The following is an 18,016-nucleotide window of genomic DNA, read 5'->3' as shown; positions in this document are numbered from 1 at the left end:
GTCCTCGCCAGGAACCGCCCACCCGCCGCCCGCCACCGCCCTCAACGGACACGCTCCGCGCGGCTCCACCGATTCAAACCCCCGGCGGTGCCGGTTGACGGCCCACCGCAAGCGGCTCCGCCACTTACAAAACAGAACCTAGCCTCCGAAGAGCTGCACCATCTTCTGGATCAGCTCGTACAGCCCGTACGCGAAGGGCAACCCGACCCACAGCCACGCCAGGGTCATCAGCCACGGACGCCCGCCCTCGTTCATTCCGCCTCCTTGACCGCGGTCCTGCCCGGCGCCGCGGCCGGTTCGTGGTAGCGCTCGTTGACCGGCCGCACCAGTTCGTTGGCGATGAAGCCGAGCACCAGCAGCGCGATCATGATGTAGAACGACATCGTGTAAAGGTCCGGACCCTGCTTGCCTGCCCGCTTCTGGCTGTCCGCGATCGCGTTCACGATCAGCGGCCCGAGCACCCCGGCCACCGACCACGCGGTGAGTAGCCGCCCGTGGATGGCGCCGACCTGATAGCTGCCGAACAGGTCCTTCAGGTACGCCGGGATCGTCGCGAAACCCGCCCCGTAGAAGGAAAGGATCACCATCGCGCACAGGATGAAGATCACCTTGGACGAGTTCCCGGTGAGCGCGATGACCAGGTACAGCAGCGCGCCGATGCCCAGGTAGCACCGGTAGATGTTCTTGCGCCCGATGACGTCCGAAGTGGACGACCAGACGAACCGGCCGAGCATGTTGGTCAGCGACAGCAGCGCGACGAACCCGGCGGCGGCCGCGGTGCTCACCGGGGCCGGGGTCTGCTTGAAGAAGTCGATGATCATCGGCGACGCCTTCTCCAGGATGCCGATGCCCGCGGTCACGTTGAAGCACAGCACCACCCACAGGCACCAGAACTGCGGCGTCTTCAGCGCGTTGGCCGCCGACACGTTCGCCGTCGTCATGAGCTTGTTGCCGCTGGCGGCCGGCGGTTCCCAGCCCGCGGGCCGCCAGCCTTCGGCCGGCACGCGGATCAGGAACACGCCCAGCGACATGAACACCGCGTAGACCACGCCCATAACGAGGAACGTGGTGGCGATCCCGCCCGTGCCGGTGCCGAAGGTCTCCAGCAGCTGGCTCGACCACGGGGACGCGATCAGCGCGCCGCCGCCGAAACCCATGATCGCGATGCCGGTGGCCATGCCCGGCCGGTCCGGGAACCACTTGATCAGCGTGGACACCGGCGAGATGTAGCCGATGCCAAGCCCGATCCCGCCGACCAGCCCGTAGCCGAGCACGACCAGCCAGTACTGCGAAGTGACGGCGCCGAGCGCGGAGATCAGGAACCCGCTGGAGAAGCAGGTCATCGACACGAACATCGCCCACCGCGGCCCCTTGCGCTCGACCAGCGTCCCGCCGAACGCGGCGGACAGGCCGAGCATCACGATGCCGAGCTGGAAGGGCAGCGCGCTGAGCGTGCCGGTCAGGTTCAGCGACTTCTCCAGCGGCGGTTTGAACACGCTCCACGCGTAGGCCTGGCCGATCGCCAGGTGCACCGACAGCGCGGCGGGCGGGATGAGCCAGCGACTCCAGTTCGCCGGCGCGACCGTGCGTCCACGGTCCAGGAAGGTGACGGCCACAGTGACGCTCCCCTAGGCTGGTGATTGAGAGTGCAATCTAGTCCCGAAAGCGTGGCGGCGCACCAGTCATTTGTGGAACTTTCGGACACCGGTTTCGGAGGGAGCGGACATGGGACGCGTCACAGTGCGGCGACCGGTGCGGAAGCTGTCGGCCGGCGGACAACGCCGCCGGCCGGATTCACTCGCGGCCGAGGAGCCGCTGGAGATCCGCGTCGGCGGCAAGGCGCTGGCGGTGACCATGCGCACCCCGGGGCACGACGTGGAGCTGGCGCACGGATTCCTGCTCTCGGAGGGCGTGCTGGGCTCGTCGTCGGACGTGTTCGCGGCGCGGTACTGCGATGGTGTCGACGATCAGGGCCGCAACACCTACAACGTGCTGGACCTCACCCTGGCCGAGGGCGTGGCCCCGCCGGAGACCGGCGTGGAGCGGAACTTCTACACGACGTCGTCCTGCGGCGTCTGCGGCAAGGCCGCCCTGGACGCGGTGAAGCTCAAAACCCGTTTCCCCCCAGGGGATTCCACGTTCTCGGTCACCCCGGAACTGCTGGCCGGGCTGCCGGACAAGCTGCGCGCCCGGCAGCGGGTGTTCGCCAGCACCGGCGGGCTGCACGCGGCCGGACTGTTCACCTCGGACGGTGAACTGCTCGCCGTGCGTGAGGACGTCGGCAGGCACAACGCCGTGGACAAGGTGCTCGGCTGGGCGCTGCTGGAGAACAGGGTGCCGCTGGGCCAGGTGGGGCTGATGGTGTCCGGGCGGGCGTCCTTCGAACTGGTGCAGAAGGCCGCGATGGCCGGGATCCCTTTGCTGGCAGCGGTTTCCGCCCCCTCCTCGCTCGCGGCGGAGCTCGCCGAGGAGAACGGGATGACCCTCGTCGGGTTCCTGCGCGGGGAAAGCATGAACCTCTACACCGGTGAGCACAGAGTGCTGGAGACGGCGACGGCGTTGTCCTGAGCTGGTTCAATGGACGCTGTGGATCAGGAAGGGAAGCGGCCGCGGCGGCAGTGGTCCCGGAGATCCTTGCTGATCGCGGGAGGTTCCGGGCTGGGCATCGCCGGGTTCACGGCCGCCACCGCGACGGGAGCGCTGCCGTTCGGTGAAGCGGTGCAGCGCGCGCTGGGCGTCACGTCGACAACCCCGGTGAGCCAGCTCGGCGTGGCGAAGGTCGAGCGCGTCTGGTCGCAGGCGCGCAACCGCCAGGTCGACCTCGTCATGCTGCTGCCGAACAAGAACCCGCCGAAGAACCTGCCGATGTCGCTGCTGCTGCACGGGTTGCACGGCCGCGCACGCACAGCCGCGCCCACCGGCACGCTCGCCGAGCTGAGCAGCCAGGTCGCCCGGCACGCGTCACCGTCCTACGGGTTCGTCGCCGTCGACGGCGGGGACAACTACTGGCACCAGGCCCACCCCGGCGACGACCCGATGGCCATGCTGCTGGAGGAAGTGCCGCAATGGCTCAGCCGGCGCGGCCTCGGCGGCACGGACGGGCTGCCGTTCGCGTGCACCGGGATGTCGATGGGCGGGTTCGGCGGGCTGCTCTACGCCCGCCGCCGCGCCGAAAACAGCCAGCCGGTGCGCGCACTGGCGCTGCTCGCGCCGGCGCTGATCCTGTCCTGGGCCGAAATGGCCAAGCGCGGCATCTTCCACGACGAGGCCGAATGGTCGTCGCTGGATCCGTTGAAGCACCTGGACTCCACGGCCGGTATCCCCATGGCCACCTACTGCGGCACGGAGGATTCGTTCATCGCCGGCGTGCGGCAGTTCAACGCCGCGACCCACCCGGCGATCACCTACACCGCGCACGGCAAACACGGCGATTCCTTCAACCGCACCGTGGTGCCCAGCTTCGTGAGCTTCATCGGCAAACACGTGCCCACGGTTTAGGAACCGTTCAGGACACCCACGTTCCGACCACCGACAGGAACCAGAACCCGACGACGACGGCGGCCAGCAGCGTCGACGCCCAGATCACCAGCAGCCTGTCCGAGGAAGCCGTCCGCATCCGGCGCAGCGCGTAGTAGGCCACCCCGAACAACGGGATCGGCAGCAGCGGCAACGGGGAAAGCCGCACGCCCGTGGCGATCAGGCACACGACGGCGAGCACCACGAGCACCACCTGGACGCAGCGGTGCACGAGTGAATCCTTCAGGTACGGGGTGATGATCCGGTACGTCAGATCACTGATCCCGCGCACGTCACCCCGGCCCTCCGGAATGACCTTGTCCTCGCCGGCGGCCTCGGCCGCGCTGCCGTTGTCGGCATCCTGGCGGGGACCCGCCCCCTCGACGCTCATCCAGTCAGTTTATCCAGCAGGGCTCTGGCCCGTCCGGGCTACCGGTCAGTTATGCGGTCTTCTCGCCGCGCTCCGTGCTACGCCGGCGCGAAGGCTGACGCGACACGATGGTCGGGTTCACGTTCTCCCGCACCGTCTGCTCGGTGATGACCACCTTGGCGACGTCGTTGCGGCTCGGGATGTCGTACATCACCGGCTGCAGGACCTCTTCCATGATGGCGCGCAGCCCACGGGCGCCGGTACCGCGCAGCACCGCCTGGTCGGCGATCGCCTCGAGCGCCGTCTTGGTGAACTCCAGCTCGACGGCGTCCATCTCGAAGAGCTTCTTGTACTGCTTGACCAGCGCGTTGCGCGGCTCGGTGAGGATCCGCACCAGCGAGTCCTTGTCGAGGTGGGTCACGTTCGCCACGATCGGCAGGCGGCCGATGAACTCCGGGATCAGCCCGAACTTGATCAGGTCCTCCGGCATCGTGTCGGAGAAGACGTCGCTCTCCTCGATCTCGGTGCGGGTGCGGATGTCCGCCCCGAACCCGAGGCCCCGCTTGCCGACCCGCTCGTTGATGATCTTCTCCAGCCCGGCGAACGCGCCGGCCACGATGAACAGCACGTTCGTCGTGTCGATCTGGATGAACTCCTGGTGCGGGTGCTTGCGCCCGCCCTGCGGCGGGACCGAGGCGGTGGTGCCCTCGAGGATCTTCAGCAGCGCCTGCTGCACGCCCTCGCCGGAGACGTCGCGAGTGATCGACGGGTTCTCCGACTTGCGGGCGATCTTGTCGACCTCGTCGATGTAGATGATGCCGGTCTCGGCGCGCTTCACGTCGTAGTCGGCGGCCTGGATCAGCTTCAGGAGGATGTTCTCGACGTCCTCGCCGACATACCCGGCCTCGGTGAGGGCGGTGGCGTCGGCGATGGCGAACGGCACGTTGAGCATCTTCGCGAGCGTCTGCGCCAGGTAGGTCTTGCCGCATCCGGTGGGGCCCAGCAGCAGGATGTTGGACTTGGCCAGCTCGACCGGCTCGTCCTTGGAGTCCTTGGGGCCGCTCTTGTCGTCGGACTGGATGCGCTTGTAGTGGTTGTACACCGCGACGGCGAGCGTGCGCTTGGCGTCGCTCTGGCCGATGATGTACTGGTCGAGGAACTCGTGGATGTCGAACGGTTTCGGCAGCTCGTCGAGCTTCACGTCACCGGCTTCGGCCAGTTCCTCTTCGATGATCTCGTTGCACAGGTCGATGCATTCATCGCAGATGTACACGCCGGGGCCGGCGATGAGCTTCTTCACCTGTTTCTGGCTCTTCCCGCAGAAAGAACACTTCAGCAGGTCCCCGCCGTCGCCGATCCGTGCCATGACCGTAGACCTGTTCCCCTCCGGAGCGCCGGATGGCGCACCTGTCCGTGTACCTGCCCTCGCCGCCGAGGCAGCGGAACTTTCAGCAACGCCTCTGACGGTACCCGCCCGACGCGTCTGACGGGAGGACCATCGGTCCCCCGAGACGTGGCCAAGAGACCCTGGCACCGCTCGGGCGGCGCTGCCGCGCGGGCCAGCCTAGGACCTTGGCCCGGTACGCGCCCTGATCGACACGCACCGGGCCAGGCCCGCGGCTCGGTGTTTCGCCGTGGCGAAGCCGATCCCACTGCCCGGGACCGGCCGCGCGGTTCTCCCGCGCTCGCCACTGACGAAACAGTGCCCGGATCAGCTGTCGGAGGCCTTGCGGTAGGGCAGCACCTCGTCGATGATCCCGTACTCCTTGGCCTGGTCGGCCGTCAGGATCTTGTCGCGCTCGATGTCGGCGCGGACCTCGTCGGGCGTCTTGTTGGTGTGCTTGGCCAGCGTGGTCTCCATCAGGCGGCGCACCCGCTGGATCTCGTTGGCCTGGATCTCCAGGTCCGACACCTGACCGTACGTGCCTTCGGTGGCGGGCTGGTGGATCAGCACACGCGCGTTGGGCAGCGCGAGCCGCTTGCCCTTGGTGCCCGCGGCCAGCAGCACCGCGGCGGCGGAGGCGGCCTGGCCCAGCGCGACCGTCTGGATGTCCGGGCGGACGAACTGCATCGTGTCGTAGATCGCCATCAGCGAGGTGAACGAGCCACCGGGGGAGTTGATGTAGATCGTGATGTCGCGGTCCGGGTCCTCGTGCTCGAGGTGCAGCAGCTGCGCCATCACGTCGTTCGCCGAGGCGTCGTCGACCTGGACGCCCAGGAAGATGACGCGCTCCTCGTACAGCTTGTTGTACGGGTTGGACTCCTTGATCCCGTAGCTGGTGCGCTCGACGTACGAGGGCAGGATGTACCGGGACTGCGGAAGCTTGAATTCACTCATTGACTTATCTCCTACTTACGCGCCCGGGTCAGCGGCTGCCGTTGGCCGAGGGGAGCTGGTTGTCCCTGGTGAGCACCTGGTCCACGAAGCCGTACTCGCGGGCCTCCTCGGCGGTGAACCAGCGGTCGCGGTCACCGTCCTGGATGATCTGCTCGATGCTCTGCCCCGTCTGCTCGGCGGTGATGCGCGCCAGCTCCTGCTTCCACTTGCCGAACACCTCGGCCTGGATCGCGATGTCGGAGGCGGTGCCGCCGACGCCGGCGGAGGGCTGGTGCATCAGGATCCGGGCGTGCGGCAGCGAGTAGCGCTTGCCGGGCGCACCCGAGGAGAGCAGGAACTGCCCCATCGAGGCGGCCAGCCCCATCGCGTAGGTCGCCACGTCCGGCTCGATGAGCTGCATCGTGTCGTAGATGGCGAAACCCGCGGTGACCGAGCCACCCGGGGAGTTGATGTAGAACCGGATGTCGGACTCGGAGTCCTCCGCGGACAGCAGCAACAGCTGCGCGGTGATCCGGTTCGCCACCTCGTCGTTGACCTCGGAACCGAGCACCACGATGCGCTCGGCGAGCAGCCGCTCGAACACCGAGTCGGTCAGGTTGAGCCCCGCGGTGCTGGTCCGCGCCTCGGGCTTGTGCTGCGTCACGTCTGCCTGCCTTTTCGCCGCCGTGGATCCCCGCGGAGATCCACTGTGGACTTCCGTACTCAATGAGATCTTGCAACCGACCCTAACGAACTTGGGCGGCGCGGAATGCCCGACACCGCCCAAGTTCGCTGAGAGCTTTACTTTTCCGCGCCGGACTCCGCGACCTCGGTGACCTCGGTCTCAGCGGCCTCGGTGGCCTCGCCTGCCTCGCCCGCTTCGGCGGCGGGAGCCTCGTCCTCACCGGGGCCGAACAGCTCCTCGAGGTCGATCTCGGCGCCCGAGGCGTCGGTGACCTTCGCCTTCCGCACGACCGAAGCCAGCGCCTTGCCGCGCCGCACGTCCGCGTAGATGGCGGAGAGCTGACCGGACTGCTGCGCCCGCTGCACGTACTCGTCCGGGCTGACGCCGAAGCGCTGGGCCTGGTAGATGATGCGCTCGGTCAGCTCCGCGTCGTTGACGCTGGTCTGCTCGTTGTCGGCGATCGTGTCCAGCAGCAGCTGGGTGCGCACCGCCTTCTCCGATTCGGTCTGCACCTCGGTGTTGAAGTCCTCCAGGGTCTTGCCCTGCGACTCCAGCACCTTGGCCAGCGCCTCCTCGCTGTGGTCGAGGTCGTGCACCGCGTCGTGCTTGCGGCTCTCCACCTCGGCCTCGACGACCTTCTCCGGCAACGGGATCTCGACCTGCTCGAGGAGTTCCTCGAGGATCTTGTCCCGTGCCTGGACACCCTGCTGGACCTTCTTCATCCGCGCCAGCCGCTCGCGCAGGTCGGCCTTGAGCTCGTCGATCGTGTCGAACTCGCTGGCCAGCTGGGCGAACTCGTCGTCGGCCTCGGGCAGCTCGCGCTGCTTGACGCTCTGCAGCGTGACCGAAACCTCGGCGTCACGCCCGGCGTACTGGCCGGCGACCAGCTGGGTGGTGAAGGTCTTCGTCTCGCCCTCGCTCGCCCCGATGATCGCGTCGTCGATCCCGTCGACGAGCTGGCCGGAGCCGATCTCGTAGGACAGCCCGGAGGTCGAGGCCTCCTCGACCTCCTCGCCGTCGACCGTGGCGGACAGGTCGATGGAGACGAAGTCACCGTTCTCGGCGGGGCGCTCGACGCCGGTCAGCGTGCCGAAGCGGGCCCGGAGCTGGTCCAGCTCGGCGGCCACCTCCTCGTCGGTGACCTCGACGTCGTCCACGCTGACGGTGAGCCCGTCGAACTCGGGCAGGGTGATCTCCGGCCGGATGTCGACCTCGGCGGTGAACTCCAGGACCTCGCGGTCCTCGAGCTTGGTCACCTCGAAGTCGGGCTGGCCGAGCGTGCGCACCTCGCCGGCGCGCACCGCCTCCATGTATTTGGCCGGGATGGCCTCGTTGACGACCTCATCGAGCACCGGCGCGCGGCCGATCCGGCTTTCCAGGACGCGAGCGGGCGCCTTGCCGGGCCGGAAGCCCGGGATGCGCACCTGCTGGGCGATCTTGCGGTAAGCGCGGTCGAAGTTCGGTTTGAGTTCGTCGAACGGCACCTCGACATTGATCTTGACTCGCGTCGGGCCGAGCTGCTCGACGGTGCTCTTCAACGTGTTCTCCTCGAGCCGTACAGGGTTGGTGATGCTGCTGGACACCGGGCACGCGAAGTGCCCGAAGTCCGAGTCTAGGCCAGGCACTTGACAGGCCAGGCTCGGGCCTGCGGCGAGCGCCCGGCCGGCGCGAAAGTTTACATTCCTCAAGGTTTTGTCTACATTCTTCGCAGCAGGTCCCCCGTGTGGAGGAGCCGGACGTGACAACCGTTGAGGCGCGGGCATTTCCCCGGTCGCGGGTGAAGGTCCCGGCGGTGGTGACGCCCACGCTGGTGCTGTTCGGCGCCGCGCTCGCGCTGGCGGTTTCCGCGGGATGGCTGACGCTCGCCGAGGGCACCACGCCCCTGCTGACGGTCCCGCTGGAAATGCTCGCGATGCTCGGCCTGTTCGTGGTCGTGCACGAGGCGTCGCATCATGCGACGGGCAGGCTGACCTGGTTGAACGACGTGCTCGGCCGGGTGGCGGTCCTGTTCAGCTCGGCGTTCGTCTCGTTCCCCGCCGCCCGCTACCTGCACCTGGAACAGCATCGCCACGGCGGCAGCGGGCACCTGACCCCGTGGAACCTGCGCGGCCCCCGCTGGCAGCTGCCGCTGCGCTGGATGGCCACCGATCTGTGGCACACGTTCGCCTACTTCAAGCGGACCGCGGACCGGCCGCAGGCCGAGGTGGCGGAGTCGCTGGCGCTGCTCGTGCTGCTGCCCGGCACGCTCGCCGCGGTGGCCGGCACCGGGAACGGCTGGGAGCTGCTGCTCGTGTACCTGCTGCCGCAGCGGCTGACGATGCTGCTCGCTTCGTGGTGGTTCGACTGGTTCCCCCGCCACCAGCCGCCGGACGCGTGCAGTTATCACAGTGTGCACAGCCGGTATCCGTCCTTGCCGTTCTATCGGTACCAGCAGGCGTGGCGAGCGGACCGCGAGCCGGACGCGGCTCCCCCGCCCGCCCCGGCGTGCGGAGGCGAATTCCACCGGCTGGCCGTGACGAGGGTGGAGCGGCCGCTCGACCGCGTCGTCGTGGTGTCGCTGGCGTTGCCTCCGGAACTGCGCGCGGAGTTCCGCTTCTCCCCCGGCCAGCACGTCACGCTGCGGACGCGGGTGGAGGGCGCGCTGCTGGAGAGGCAGTACGCCGTCTGTTCCCGGCCGGGCGAGGAGGAGCTGCGTCTCGCGATCAAGCAGGTGCCGGACGGCTGGTTGTCCAACCACGCCACGAAAGTGCTGGCGCCCGGCGACGAGCTGGAGGTGCGTCCGCCCGAGGGGTCGTTCACCTTGACGCCGGATCCCAGGGAGGCGAAGCACTTCGTCGCGATCGCGGCCGGGATCGGGATCGCGCCGGTGCTGCCGATGCTCGGGCACGCGCTGGCCACCGCGCCCCGCTGCCGCGCCACTCTGCTTTACGTCAACCGCACCGGCGCCGACACTTTGTTCGCGAGGGAGCTGAGCGCGCTGACGCGTCGTTTCGAGGGACGGCTGCGAGTGGTGCACTTCCGCACCGACGAGCGCGACCCGGACCTCCGGCCGGCGCGGACGGGCAACCCGTTCGACACGATCGGCTCGGCGCTCGCCATTTGTTTCGAGCGTTACCAGCCCGGCGCGCTCGACAGCGCGAGGCTGCGGTTCCTGCTCTCGGCCCGGCTCCACCCGGCGAAGGTGGACGAGTGGTTCCTGTGCGTGCCGCCGCCGCTGGCGGACACGGTGCGCGCCGTACTGGCCGAACACCATGTCCCGCCTGACTCGGTTCATGGTGAAACGTTCCACGTGATGGCGCGGGTTTGACCGATGGCGCCGGGTAGCCCACGCGGTCCACGGTGCTGGAACATCGCCACGCGATGAAGCGCGTCTGACCGGCGGCACCGGGTAGCCACGCGGTCCACGGTGCTGGAACATCGCCACGCGATGAAGCGCGTCTGACGGGCGACACCGGGTAGCCACGCGGTCCACGGTGCTGACATATCGCCACGCGATGGAGCGGGTCTGACCGATGGCGCCGGGTACCCACGCGATCCACAGTGCTGAAACACCGCCACACGATGAAGCGGGTCCGACCGACGGCACCGGGCAGCCACGCGGCCCACGGTACTGCAGCCGGTTGATCTTCCTTGAGCCGCAAGGGACCCAGCCCGTCTACTCCCCCTTGAGCCGCAGAGCGAGCGTGGGGCACAGGCGCACCGCGCGTTTCGCGTGTTCGGCCAGCTCCGGGCGGATCGTGGTCTCGCGAGCACGGTCACGCGGCACCGGATATCCCCACGGGTCACGGGAAAGCGTCTCCGGCAGCAGTTCCGTGCACAGCCCGCGGCCGTCGCACGCGGTCCAGTCGATGTGCAGCCGCACGGTCATTTCGTCCTCCTCCCCGCGCATTCCCCGCGCAGGTGCCAGGCGATCTCGTCGCCGAAGACGGCGAGCGTGCTCCGGACGAACCGGGCCGTGCCGTCGGGATGGTGACAGGCGCCGCGTCCCTCGACGAGGTCGGCGAGGCGGGCGGCCCTGGCAGGCAGCTCGGCCGTTCCGGCGCCGGTGGCCAGCGCCTGCAGGGTTTGCGCGAGCGCGGGCAGGCCGTTCAGGCAGGGCCCGCATTGCCGGGCGCTCTGCGCGGCCAGATAAGCGGCGACTTCAGCGGACGCTTTCAGGCCACAATGGCCGGTGCCGAGCGCGACCATCACCCCGGCGCCGACCGACCCGCCGATCGCGCTCAAATCCTTGCGTGTCAACGGTATTCCGAAGTTCGCCGCGGGGACCCAGGTGCCGTGGTAGCCCCCGACGAGCACCGCGCGCAGTTCGCTCGACGGACCACCGGCCAGCGCCAGCACCTTTCCGAGCGACGTGCCCAGCGGGACCTCGTGCACGCCCGGTTCACGCACCGCGCCGCTGACCGTGACGAGGAACGTGCCGGGCTCCTCGGCCGTGCCCCGGCGGCGGAACCACTCGGCGCCGTAACGCGCGATCTGCGCGATGTGCGCCAGGGTTTCCACGTTCTGCACCAGCGTCGGCCTGCCGTGCACGCCCGAGCGCGCGGTCAGTTCGACGCGGTCCGCGGGAAGCGCCGCCTTCCCCTCGATCGCCGCCACCACAGCGGATTCCTGCCCGCTGAGGAAGGCTTCCGGCGCGTGCACGACGGAAACGGGAATCGCGTCCCAGTTACGCATCGCGCGTTCGGCGAGCGCCGCGCGCACGGAATCCGAGACCCGGGCGGACACGTACAAATAAGCCTCGCCCGCGCGTACCGCTTGCGCGGCAAGCTGGAGCCCGTCCAGGACCAGGTGCGGTGCCCGCGCCAGCAGCGTTTCGTCCTTGCTGCTGGCCGGTTCGCCCTCCGCGCCGTTGCCGATCACGACGGGCGCGTCTCCCTCGGCGACCACGGAAAGCTTGCGCCACACGGGAAATCCCGCTCCCCCGCGTCCGGTGAGTCCGGCCGCGCGCAGCTCGTCGATCAGCGGGCACTGCCACGGGATCGGGCCGCTGATCCGGTGGTGCGCCTCGAGATCGGGCGCTGCCGCGTCGAGCAGTCCGGCGACTTCGGTGAGACTGACGGTCATACCCGGACCTCCATCGTGGGGGCGACAGCCCGGCGTTCGGTGAACCGGGCCGACAGCCGCCAGCCGAGCGCGCCGAGCACAGCGGCGACGCAGACGATCGCGAGCACGAGGAACCAGGCGCTGAACGAGTCGGTGCCGGTGCCCAGCGCGTGCACGAGCGCGATGGGCCACAAACCGTAAGCGGCCCAATGGATTCCGCGCCACGTGCGCAACCCGATCCTGGTGCGCAGCAGGCTCGTGACGACCAGCGCGATCATCAGGTCCAGCGCCACCGTGCCGAGCCCCTGCCAGAACGGCCGGTAGTTGCCGACGAACGGGAAGACGAGGTCGAAGATCCGCAGCTGCGCGTACGGGTCGAAGAGCAGCAGGCCCACGTGCAGCACGAGGAAAACCGTGGCGAGCAGGCTGGTGTTGCGATGCGTCTCGGCCACCGCGAACCGGGGCAGCCACGGCGCGGGACGGCCGGAGCGCGTGGCGATGCCGAGCACCATCGACAGCGTCAGCAGCACGAGCGCCACCACGCCGGAACCCCGGCCGAAGTCCCAGAGGGCTTGCGAGGTCATGACGGCCATCCGCCGAGGGTGTGCACACGGCCGTCGCGGGCGACGAGGCGGGCGGGCACGCCGAGCCCGGAAAGCCACTCCGGCGCGTCCTGTCCGCGGACGAGTGCCGCCGTGGTCCAGGTGTTCGCGTCCACGCAGCGGTCGGCGACCACCGTGACGCTGCGCCAAGTACGCGGCGCGGGCTGGCAGGTGCGCGGGTCGAGCACGTGATGCAGCAGCCTGTCCCCGCGCCGCCAGGTGCGGGAGTTGGTACTGGACGTGGCCATCGCCGCGCCCGAGGGAACGGAGACCGTGCACGACGGATCGTCGGCCCGGTCCTGCACCAGGATCTTCCAGCCGTCCGCCGGCCCCGCGCCCGCGGTCGCGATGTCCCCGCCGAGTTCGACGAGCACACCGGTGCCGAGCGCACCGGCGGCCAGCCGGGCACAGTGGTCCGCGGTCCATGCCTTCGCCGTGGCGCCGAGGTCCATCCGCACGCCTGCGGGCACCGTCAACCGGTTGCCCGTCAAGCGAATCCGCTGCCAGCCGGGCGCGGGCCGCACCTGGATGGGCAGCGGCGGACCGTCCACGGCCACCAGCGACAGGTCACGGTCGTACCCGAGCCGGGCGAGCGCGTCACCCAACGTCGGATCGACGTCGCCGCCGGTCCGGCGTGCGGCTTCGAGCGCGGCCGAGACGAGCCCGGCCAGCAGGTCGCTGATTTCGACGTCCGTGCCCGCGCGCTCGGCGAGCGCGAGCTCGGAGCCGGGGCGGAACCGGCTGCAGGCCTGATCCACCGCGGCGAGTTCCGCCTCCACCAGCGCTTTCGCGTCGGCGAGCGCCGCGGCGTCGTCGACGACGACGCGTGCGGTCGTGCTCCACACTTCCCACTGTGCCGTCGTGTCATCGGTGATCAGCGGCATCAGGATCCTCCCGACTGCGCGTGCGCGGACCCGTCGCTCGAGGACATCCCGCTGGAGCCCGAGTACGACTGACTGTCCGAAGTGGACGACTGACTGGTGGAGGTCTGGGTCGACGTCTGGGTCGACGACGTGTCGTCCCCGGCGACGCCGCAGGCGACGAGGGTCGCGCCGGCGACACCGGCGACCGCCAGCCCGGTGGTCACCAGCGCCACCCGGCGCATCCCGTGCTCACGCGCTCCCACGGCTCAGCCCTGACCCGTCGTCTGGCCGCTGCCGCTCGAGCTGGAGTCCTGCTTCGGCAGGGTGCCCTGCTGCTGTTGGCCCGCGGGCGCGCCGCCCGCTCCCTGCCCGGCCTGATCGCTACCCTCGGTGAGGGTGTCGGCGGTCGCGGTGTCCCCGGAAACGGAAGCGACGACGGTGACCGTGTCGCCGGTGGCGATGCTGCTGATGTTCTGGTTGTCACCGACCGCGGTGCCGCTGTCGATCGTGTAGGTCTTCGTGTAGCCGTCGGTGCTCTTGGCGGTCAGCGACGTCGCGCTGATCTCGGTGACGGTGCCGGTCTGCATCAGCTCGGTGGTGTAGCCGCCGTTGCCGTCGGAGACCACGTATTCCCCGTGCAGCGCGCTGCTGAGCGTGCTCGCCCCGCTGGTGCCGCCGGGCATCTGGCCGCCGCCGGGGCCGCCCTGCATCCCGCCTTGCGAGCTGCTGGAGTCACTGGACGTGCCTGCCACATAGATCGCGGCACCGCCGGCGCCGACGACGGCGACCGCCACCGCGACGGCGGCGAGCGTCTTGCGGCTGTCCCAGCGCTGCGGCGGGCGCTGCTGCGGCGCGCCCCAGTTCTGGTCGGGGGTGGTGTGCTGCGGGGGCAACTGTTCGGTAGTCATGGCCCCGAGTTTTCGAGCGCGCTCTGTGTGAAGGCTGTGGGAGTTGTGAAAGGAGGCTGTGTCCCTTCACCGTCCCGCAATCACACAGCGGTTACACAGGAAGCACACAAGGACCCCACACGAAAATCGACCATCTTCGAGTCATGAACGTGCGGAAGTCTGCCCACCGGGCAGAGCCGCGGCGGCGGGTGCGGCCGCTGCGGACCAAACTGATCGCGGCACTGGTCGCGCTGCTCACCGTGGTGTGCCTGGTGATCGGCGTGATCAGCCTGTTCTCCCTCAGCGCGTTCCTCACCCAGCAGGTCGACAAGCAGCTGCACGACACCGTCAACCGCTCGCAGACGTTCAACGGCGGGCCGGGGCACGACCGCGGCGGCGACGCGCTGATGGCCGCGGGCACCGCGACCGGCACCGTGTACGCGCTGTTCTCCGCCACCCAGACCAAGGCCGAGATCCTGGACACCGAGCCGGGCTCGCCGGTGCCCGTGCCGCAGAACATGAACCCGGCCGACGAGCAGGTGCTGCACCAGGTCGTCGCGGACGGCCGGACGCACACGATCTCGCTGTCCGAAGGCGATTACCGCGTGATCGCGGTGAACACGAACGGCGGCGTCGAGGTGTTCGGGCTGCCGATGAGCCAGCCGAACGCCACGCTCCTCACCGTCGGCCTCATCCTCGGCGGCGTCGCGCTGGTGGCGGTGATCGGCGCGGGCGTCGTCGGCGCCTTCGTCGTCCGCCGGACCCTGCGGCCGCTGGACCGCGTCGCCGCGGCGGCGTCGAAGGTGACCGAAATCCCGCTCGACCGCGGCGAAGTGGCGTTGTCGATCCGGGTGCCGGTGACCGACACCGACCCGGCCACCGAGGTCGGGCAGGTGGGCTACGCGCTCAACCGGATGCTCGGCCACATCGACAACGCGCTCGACGCCCGGCAGGCGAGCGAAACCCGGGTGCGGCAGTTCGTCGCCGACGCGAGCCACGAGCTGCGCACCCCGCTTGCGGCGATCCGCGGCTACGCGGAGCTGACCCGCCGCTCCGGCGACCGGGTGCCCGCCGACATCGCGCACGCCATGAGGCGTGTCGAATCCGAGGCGTCGCGAATGACGACGCTCGTCGACGACCTGCTGCTGCTGGCCAGGCTCGACGCCGGCCGCCCGCTGGAAGAGTCCGAAGTGGACCTGAGCAGACTGGTCGCGGACGCGGTCGGCGACGCGCACATCGCCGGCCCGCAGCACCGGTGGAAGCTGGAGCTGCCGGACTACCCGGTGAGCGTGACCGGCGACGCCCAGCGCCTGCACCAGGTGCTGGCGAACCTGCTCGCCAACGGCCGCACGCACACGCCGCCCGGCACGACGGTGACCACGCGGCTGGCGGTTTCGGCCGACGGCAGCGCGGTGCTGACGGTCACCGACAACGGCCCCGGCATCCCGCCCGATCTGCTGCCGAATGTCTTCGAGCGGTTCGCCAGAGGCGATTCGTCGCGTTCGCGCGCGGCCGGCAGTACGGGGCTCGGGATGGCGATCGTGGCCGCCGTCGTTTCGGCGCACCACGGCAAGGTCCACGTGCACAGCAGGCCCGGACGCACGGAGTTCGAGGTGCGGCTGCCGCGGGCGGTACTCACCATCGACGCCGACGTGACCGATGAACTGCCCGTTCAGGTGGTCCGGACGTCCACAGGCTTCTCACAGGAACGGCACAACCTCGGCCAAGGTGTGCCCGAGACCCTGGATCCATGACCGTATTGGCCGAGCGCTCTTCGCCTGACAGCCCACCGAACACCAGCCGGCGCAACCGCCTGCTGCACGGGAGACCAGGCGACCCGCGCTGGGTGCGGCCCGCCCTGTTCGCGCTGCTGGTGGTCAGCGCCGTCCTTTACCTGTGGGATCTTTCGGCTTCCGGCTGGGCCAACGCGTTCTACTCCGCGGCCGCGCAGGCCGGCGGGGAGAGCTGGAAGGCGTGGTTCTTCGGCTCGAGCGACCCGTCCAATGCGATCACTGTGGACAAAACGCCCGCCGCGTTGTGGGTGATGGGACTGTTCGTGCGCGTGTTCGGGCTCAGCTCGTGGAGCGTGCTCGTCCCGCAGGCACTGATGGGCATCGGCTCGGTGTATGGGATCTACGCCACAGTGCGGCGGGTTTCGGGCCCCGGCGCCGGTTTGCTGGCCGGGCTCGTGCTCGCCGCGACGCCGGTCGCCGCGCTGATGTTCCGGTTCAACAACCCGGACGCGCTGCTCGTGCTGCTGCTGATCATCGCCGCGTACTGCACGGTGCGGGCGGTCGAAAAGCCCGGTCCGAAGTGGCTGGTGCTCGCCGGGATCGCGGTCGGCTTCGGCTTCCTCGCGAAAATGCTGCAGGCGTACCTGGTGCTGCCCGCTTTCGCGATCGCCTACCTGATCGCCGCGCCGACCGGGATCGGCAAGCGGCTGCTGCACCTGCTGGCCGCGCAGGCGGCGGTGATCGTCTCCACCGGCTGGTACATCGCGGTGGTGGAGCTGTGGCCGGCGAGCAGCCGCCCGTTCATCGGCGGCTCGCAGACGAACAGCATCCTGGAACTCGCCTTCGGCTACAACGGTTTCGGCCGGATCACCGGCGACGAGGTCGGCAGCCTCGGCGGCGCGCAGAGCAGCGGCAGCTGGGCGCGGCTGTTCGGCAGTGAGATGGCGGGCGGGATCGCCTGGCTGCTGCCGGCGGCGGTGCTCGCGCTGGCGGCGCTGATCTGGCTCACCTGGCGCGCGCCGCGCACCGACCCGACGCGTGCCTCGGCGGTGATCTGGGGCGGCTGGCTGCTGATCACCGGCGGGGTGTTCAGCTACATGAGCGGCATCATCCACCCCTACTACACGGTCGCGCTCGCGCCCGCGGTCGCCGCGCTCGTCGGCATGGGCGCGGCGCGGTTGTGGCGGCTGCGCGCGAATCCGATCGCGGCGGGGCTGCTCTCCAGCGGTGTGGCACTCACCGGACTGACGGGGTTCCTGTTGCTGGACAGGGAAACCGATTTCGTGCCCTGGCTCAAGTACCTGGCGCTGATGGTTGCTTTGCTTGCGGCGGCGGCGATCCTGGTCGCCGACCGGCTGCCGCGCCCGGTGACCCGCGGGGTCGCGGTCGTCGCCTTGGTGGCGTCGCTGGCCGGGAGCGGGGCCTACACGATCGCGACGGCGGCGACGAGCCACAGCGGGGCGATTCCGGCAGCGGGCCCCAGTGGCAGCGGGTTCGGCGGCGGTGGCGGCGGCCCGCGCGGCGGTTTCGGCGGCGGCCAGAACGGCGGTCCCGGCGGGCAGACCGGGGGCCAGGGTGGAATGCCCACCGGCGGTCAGGGCGGTGGCCCCGGCGGCGGGATGGGCAGCCTGCTGAACACGACCACACCGAGCGACGCGCTCGTCGCACTGTTGCAAAAGGACAGTGAGTCCTACACCTGGGCGGCGGCCACGGTCGGCTCGAACCCGGCTGCCAGCTACCAGCTGGCGGCGGACGTCCCGGTGATGGCCGTCGGCGGGTTCAACGGGACCGACCCGGCACCGACGCTGGCCCAGTTCCAGGAACTGGTGAAGGAGAAGAAGATCCACTACTTCGTCGGCACCGGAACCGGGGGCTCGATGGGCGGCAGCACTTCGGGCAGCGACGACGCCGAGCGGATCGCCGAATGGGTCGCGGCGAACTACACCGCCACGACCGTCGGCGGGACGACCGTGTACGACCTCACCTCATGAGTCAATGAG

The 18,016-nt window shown here is 69.6% G+C and carries 18 protein-coding genes; 5 read left to right on the top strand and 13 right to left on the bottom strand.

Going from position 1 to position 18,016, the window contains the following annotated elements:
• Positions 1-138: 138 nt before the first annotated feature.
• Complete coding sequence (locus FPZ12_RS47145) at positions 139-255, bottom strand: MFS transporter small subunit (protein ID WP_424923665.1); 117 nt, start codon at positions 253-255, stop codon at positions 139-141.
• Entirely contained in the window at positions 252-1,616 is a 1,365-nt protein-coding gene (locus FPZ12_RS34205) for an L-lactate MFS transporter (RefSeq protein WP_144750081.1), read from the bottom strand. The genes FPZ12_RS47145 and FPZ12_RS34205 overlap by 4 nt, the downstream gene beginning before the upstream one ends.
• 109 nt (positions 1,617-1,725) lie before the next feature.
• Here FPZ12_RS34205 and fdhD point away from each other — a divergent pair, with 109 nt between their 5' ends.
• A complete protein-coding gene (fdhD, locus tag FPZ12_RS34200) occupies positions 1,726-2,568 on the top strand; it encodes a formate dehydrogenase accessory sulfurtransferase FdhD (RefSeq protein WP_144750083.1) in 843 nt (280 codons plus the stop codon).
• A 9-nt stretch (positions 2,569-2,577) separates the two neighbouring features.
• Positions 2,578-3,498: an alpha/beta hydrolase-fold protein gene (locus FPZ12_RS34195; RefSeq protein ID WP_144750085.1), complete on the top strand. Its 921-nt coding sequence runs from the start codon at positions 2,578-2,580 to the stop codon at positions 3,496-3,498.
• 7 nt (positions 3,499-3,505) lie between these two features.
• Here FPZ12_RS34195 and FPZ12_RS34190 read toward each other — a convergent pair whose 3' ends face one another.
• From FPZ12_RS34190 to tig, 5 genes are all read right to left on the bottom strand, one after another.
• On the bottom strand, positions 3,506-3,907 hold the full coding sequence (locus FPZ12_RS34190) for a hypothetical protein (protein ID WP_144750087.1): 402 nt from the start codon (positions 3,905-3,907) through the stop codon (positions 3,506-3,508).
• 49 nt (positions 3,908-3,956) lie between these two features.
• Positions 3,957-5,252, bottom strand: coding sequence for an ATP-dependent Clp protease ATP-binding subunit ClpX (gene clpX, locus FPZ12_RS34185; protein ID WP_144750089.1), 1,296 nt, complete (start codon positions 5,250-5,252; stop codon positions 3,957-3,959).
• Between the two features lie 345 nt (positions 5,253-5,597).
• On the bottom strand, positions 5,598-6,224 hold the full coding sequence (locus tag FPZ12_RS34180; RefSeq protein WP_144750091.1) for an ATP-dependent Clp protease proteolytic subunit: 627 nt from the start codon (positions 6,222-6,224) through the stop codon (positions 5,598-5,600).
• 28 nt (positions 6,225-6,252) lie between these two features.
• Positions 6,253-6,867 (bottom strand): ClpP family protease, encoded by a 615-nt coding sequence (locus tag FPZ12_RS34175; RefSeq protein WP_144750093.1) that lies wholly within the window; start codon positions 6,865-6,867, stop codon positions 6,253-6,255.
• Between the two features lie 137 nt (positions 6,868-7,004).
• The gene (gene tig, locus FPZ12_RS34170) at positions 7,005-8,426 is read right to left on the bottom strand and encodes a trigger factor (protein ID WP_144750095.1); all 1,422 of its coding nucleotides are present in this window, start codon (positions 8,424-8,426) and stop codon (positions 7,005-7,007) included.
• Between the two features lie 200 nt (positions 8,427-8,626).
• Between tig and FPZ12_RS34165 the strand changes: the two genes are divergently transcribed.
• Positions 8,627-10,195 (top strand): fatty acid desaturase, encoded by a 1,569-nt coding sequence (locus tag FPZ12_RS34165; protein WP_243770183.1) that lies wholly within the window; start codon positions 8,627-8,629, stop codon positions 10,193-10,195.
• Positions 10,196-10,543: 348 nt separating this feature from the next.
• On the opposite strand, the gene FPZ12_RS34160 is transcribed toward FPZ12_RS34165, so the two are convergent.
• From FPZ12_RS34160 to FPZ12_RS34135, 6 genes are read right to left on the bottom strand one after another with little or no spacing between them, the layout of a single operon-like run.
• Positions 10,544-10,756, bottom strand: coding sequence for a ferredoxin (locus tag FPZ12_RS34160; protein WP_144750099.1), 213 nt, complete (start codon positions 10,754-10,756; stop codon positions 10,544-10,546).
• Complete coding sequence (locus tag FPZ12_RS34155; protein WP_144750101.1) at positions 10,753-11,952, bottom strand: NADH-ubiquinone oxidoreductase-F iron-sulfur binding region domain-containing protein; 1,200 nt, start codon at positions 11,950-11,952, stop codon at positions 10,753-10,755. The genes FPZ12_RS34160 and FPZ12_RS34155 overlap by 4 nt, the downstream gene beginning before the upstream one ends.
• Entirely contained in the window at positions 11,949-12,515 is a 567-nt protein-coding gene (locus FPZ12_RS34150) for a ferric reductase-like transmembrane domain-containing protein (RefSeq protein ID WP_208026117.1), read from the bottom strand. The genes FPZ12_RS34155 and FPZ12_RS34150 overlap by 4 nt, the downstream gene beginning before the upstream one ends.
• Positions 12,512-13,417 (bottom strand): FAD:protein FMN transferase, encoded by a 906-nt coding sequence (locus FPZ12_RS34145; protein WP_144750105.1) that lies wholly within the window; start codon positions 13,415-13,417, stop codon positions 12,512-12,514. The genes FPZ12_RS34150 and FPZ12_RS34145 overlap by 4 nt, the downstream gene beginning before the upstream one ends.
• Positions 13,417-13,659, bottom strand: coding sequence for a hypothetical protein (locus tag FPZ12_RS34140; RefSeq protein ID WP_144750107.1), 243 nt, complete (start codon positions 13,657-13,659; stop codon positions 13,417-13,419). The genes FPZ12_RS34145 and FPZ12_RS34140 overlap by 1 nt, the downstream gene beginning before the upstream one ends.
• A gap of 3 nt (positions 13,660-13,662) precedes the next feature.
• Complete coding sequence (locus FPZ12_RS34135; RefSeq protein ID WP_144750108.1) at positions 13,663-14,304, bottom strand: hypothetical protein; 642 nt, start codon at positions 14,302-14,304, stop codon at positions 13,663-13,665.
• A gap of 143 nt (positions 14,305-14,447) precedes the next feature.
• Between FPZ12_RS34135 and FPZ12_RS34130 the strand changes: the two genes are divergently transcribed.
• Entirely contained in the window at positions 14,448-16,037 is a 1,590-nt protein-coding gene (locus FPZ12_RS34130; RefSeq protein WP_144750110.1) for a sensor histidine kinase, read from the top strand.
• Complete coding sequence (locus FPZ12_RS34125; RefSeq protein ID WP_144750112.1) at positions 16,034-18,007, top strand: ArnT family glycosyltransferase; 1,974 nt, start codon at positions 16,034-16,036, stop codon at positions 18,005-18,007. The genes FPZ12_RS34130 and FPZ12_RS34125 overlap by 4 nt, the downstream gene beginning before the upstream one ends.
• The last annotated feature ends 9 nt before the right edge of the window (positions 18,008-18,016 follow it).

The organism is Amycolatopsis acidicola, assembly GCF_007713735.2.
Lineage (GTDB): Bacteria > Actinomycetota > Actinomycetes > Mycobacteriales > Pseudonocardiaceae > Amycolatopsis_E > Amycolatopsis_E acidicola.
Note: the sequence above shows the minus strand (reverse complement) of the source record. Positions and strands in the feature narration are given on the sequence as shown.

Coding starts and splice junctions, on each gene's coding strand:
- FPZ12_RS47145 (WP_424923665.1), bottom strand. CDS start 255: ATGAACGAGGGCGGGCGTCCGTGGCTGATGACCCTGGCGTGGCTGTGG.
- fdhD (WP_144750083.1), top strand. CDS start 1,726: ATGGGACGCGTCACAGTGCGGCGACCGGTGCGGAAGCTGTCGGCCGGC.
- FPZ12_RS34195 (WP_144750085.1), top strand. CDS start 2,578: ATGGACGCTGTGGATCAGGAAGGGAAGCGGCCGCGGCGGCAGTGGTCC.
- FPZ12_RS34190 (WP_144750087.1), bottom strand. CDS start 3,907: ATGAGCGTCGAGGGGGCGGGTCCCCGCCAGGATGCCGACAACGGCAGC.
- clpX (WP_144750089.1), bottom strand. CDS start 5,252: ATGGCACGGATCGGCGACGGCGGGGACCTGCTGAAGTGTTCTTTCTGC.
- FPZ12_RS34180 (WP_144750091.1), bottom strand. CDS start 6,224: ATGAGTGAATTCAAGCTTCCGCAGTCCCGGTACATCCTGCCCTCGTAC.
- FPZ12_RS34160 (WP_144750099.1), bottom strand. CDS start 10,756: ATGACCGTGCGGCTGCACATCGACTGGACCGCGTGCGACGGCCGCGGG.
- FPZ12_RS34155 (WP_144750101.1), bottom strand. CDS start 11,952: ATGACCGTCAGTCTCACCGAAGTCGCCGGACTGCTCGACGCGGCAGCG.
- FPZ12_RS34150 (WP_208026117.1), bottom strand. CDS start 12,515: ATGACCTCGCAAGCCCTCTGGGACTTCGGCCGGGGTTCCGGCGTGGTG.
- FPZ12_RS34145 (WP_144750105.1), bottom strand. CDS start 13,417: ATGCCGCTGATCACCGATGACACGACGGCACAGTGGGAAGTGTGGAGC.
- FPZ12_RS34135 (WP_144750108.1), bottom strand. CDS start 14,304: ATGACTACCGAACAGTTGCCCCCGCAGCACACCACCCCCGACCAGAAC.
- FPZ12_RS34130 (WP_144750110.1), top strand. CDS start 14,448: ATGAACGTGCGGAAGTCTGCCCACCGGGCAGAGCCGCGGCGGCGGGTG.
- FPZ12_RS34125 (WP_144750112.1), top strand. CDS start 16,034: ATGACCGTATTGGCCGAGCGCTCTTCGCCTGACAGCCCACCGAACACC.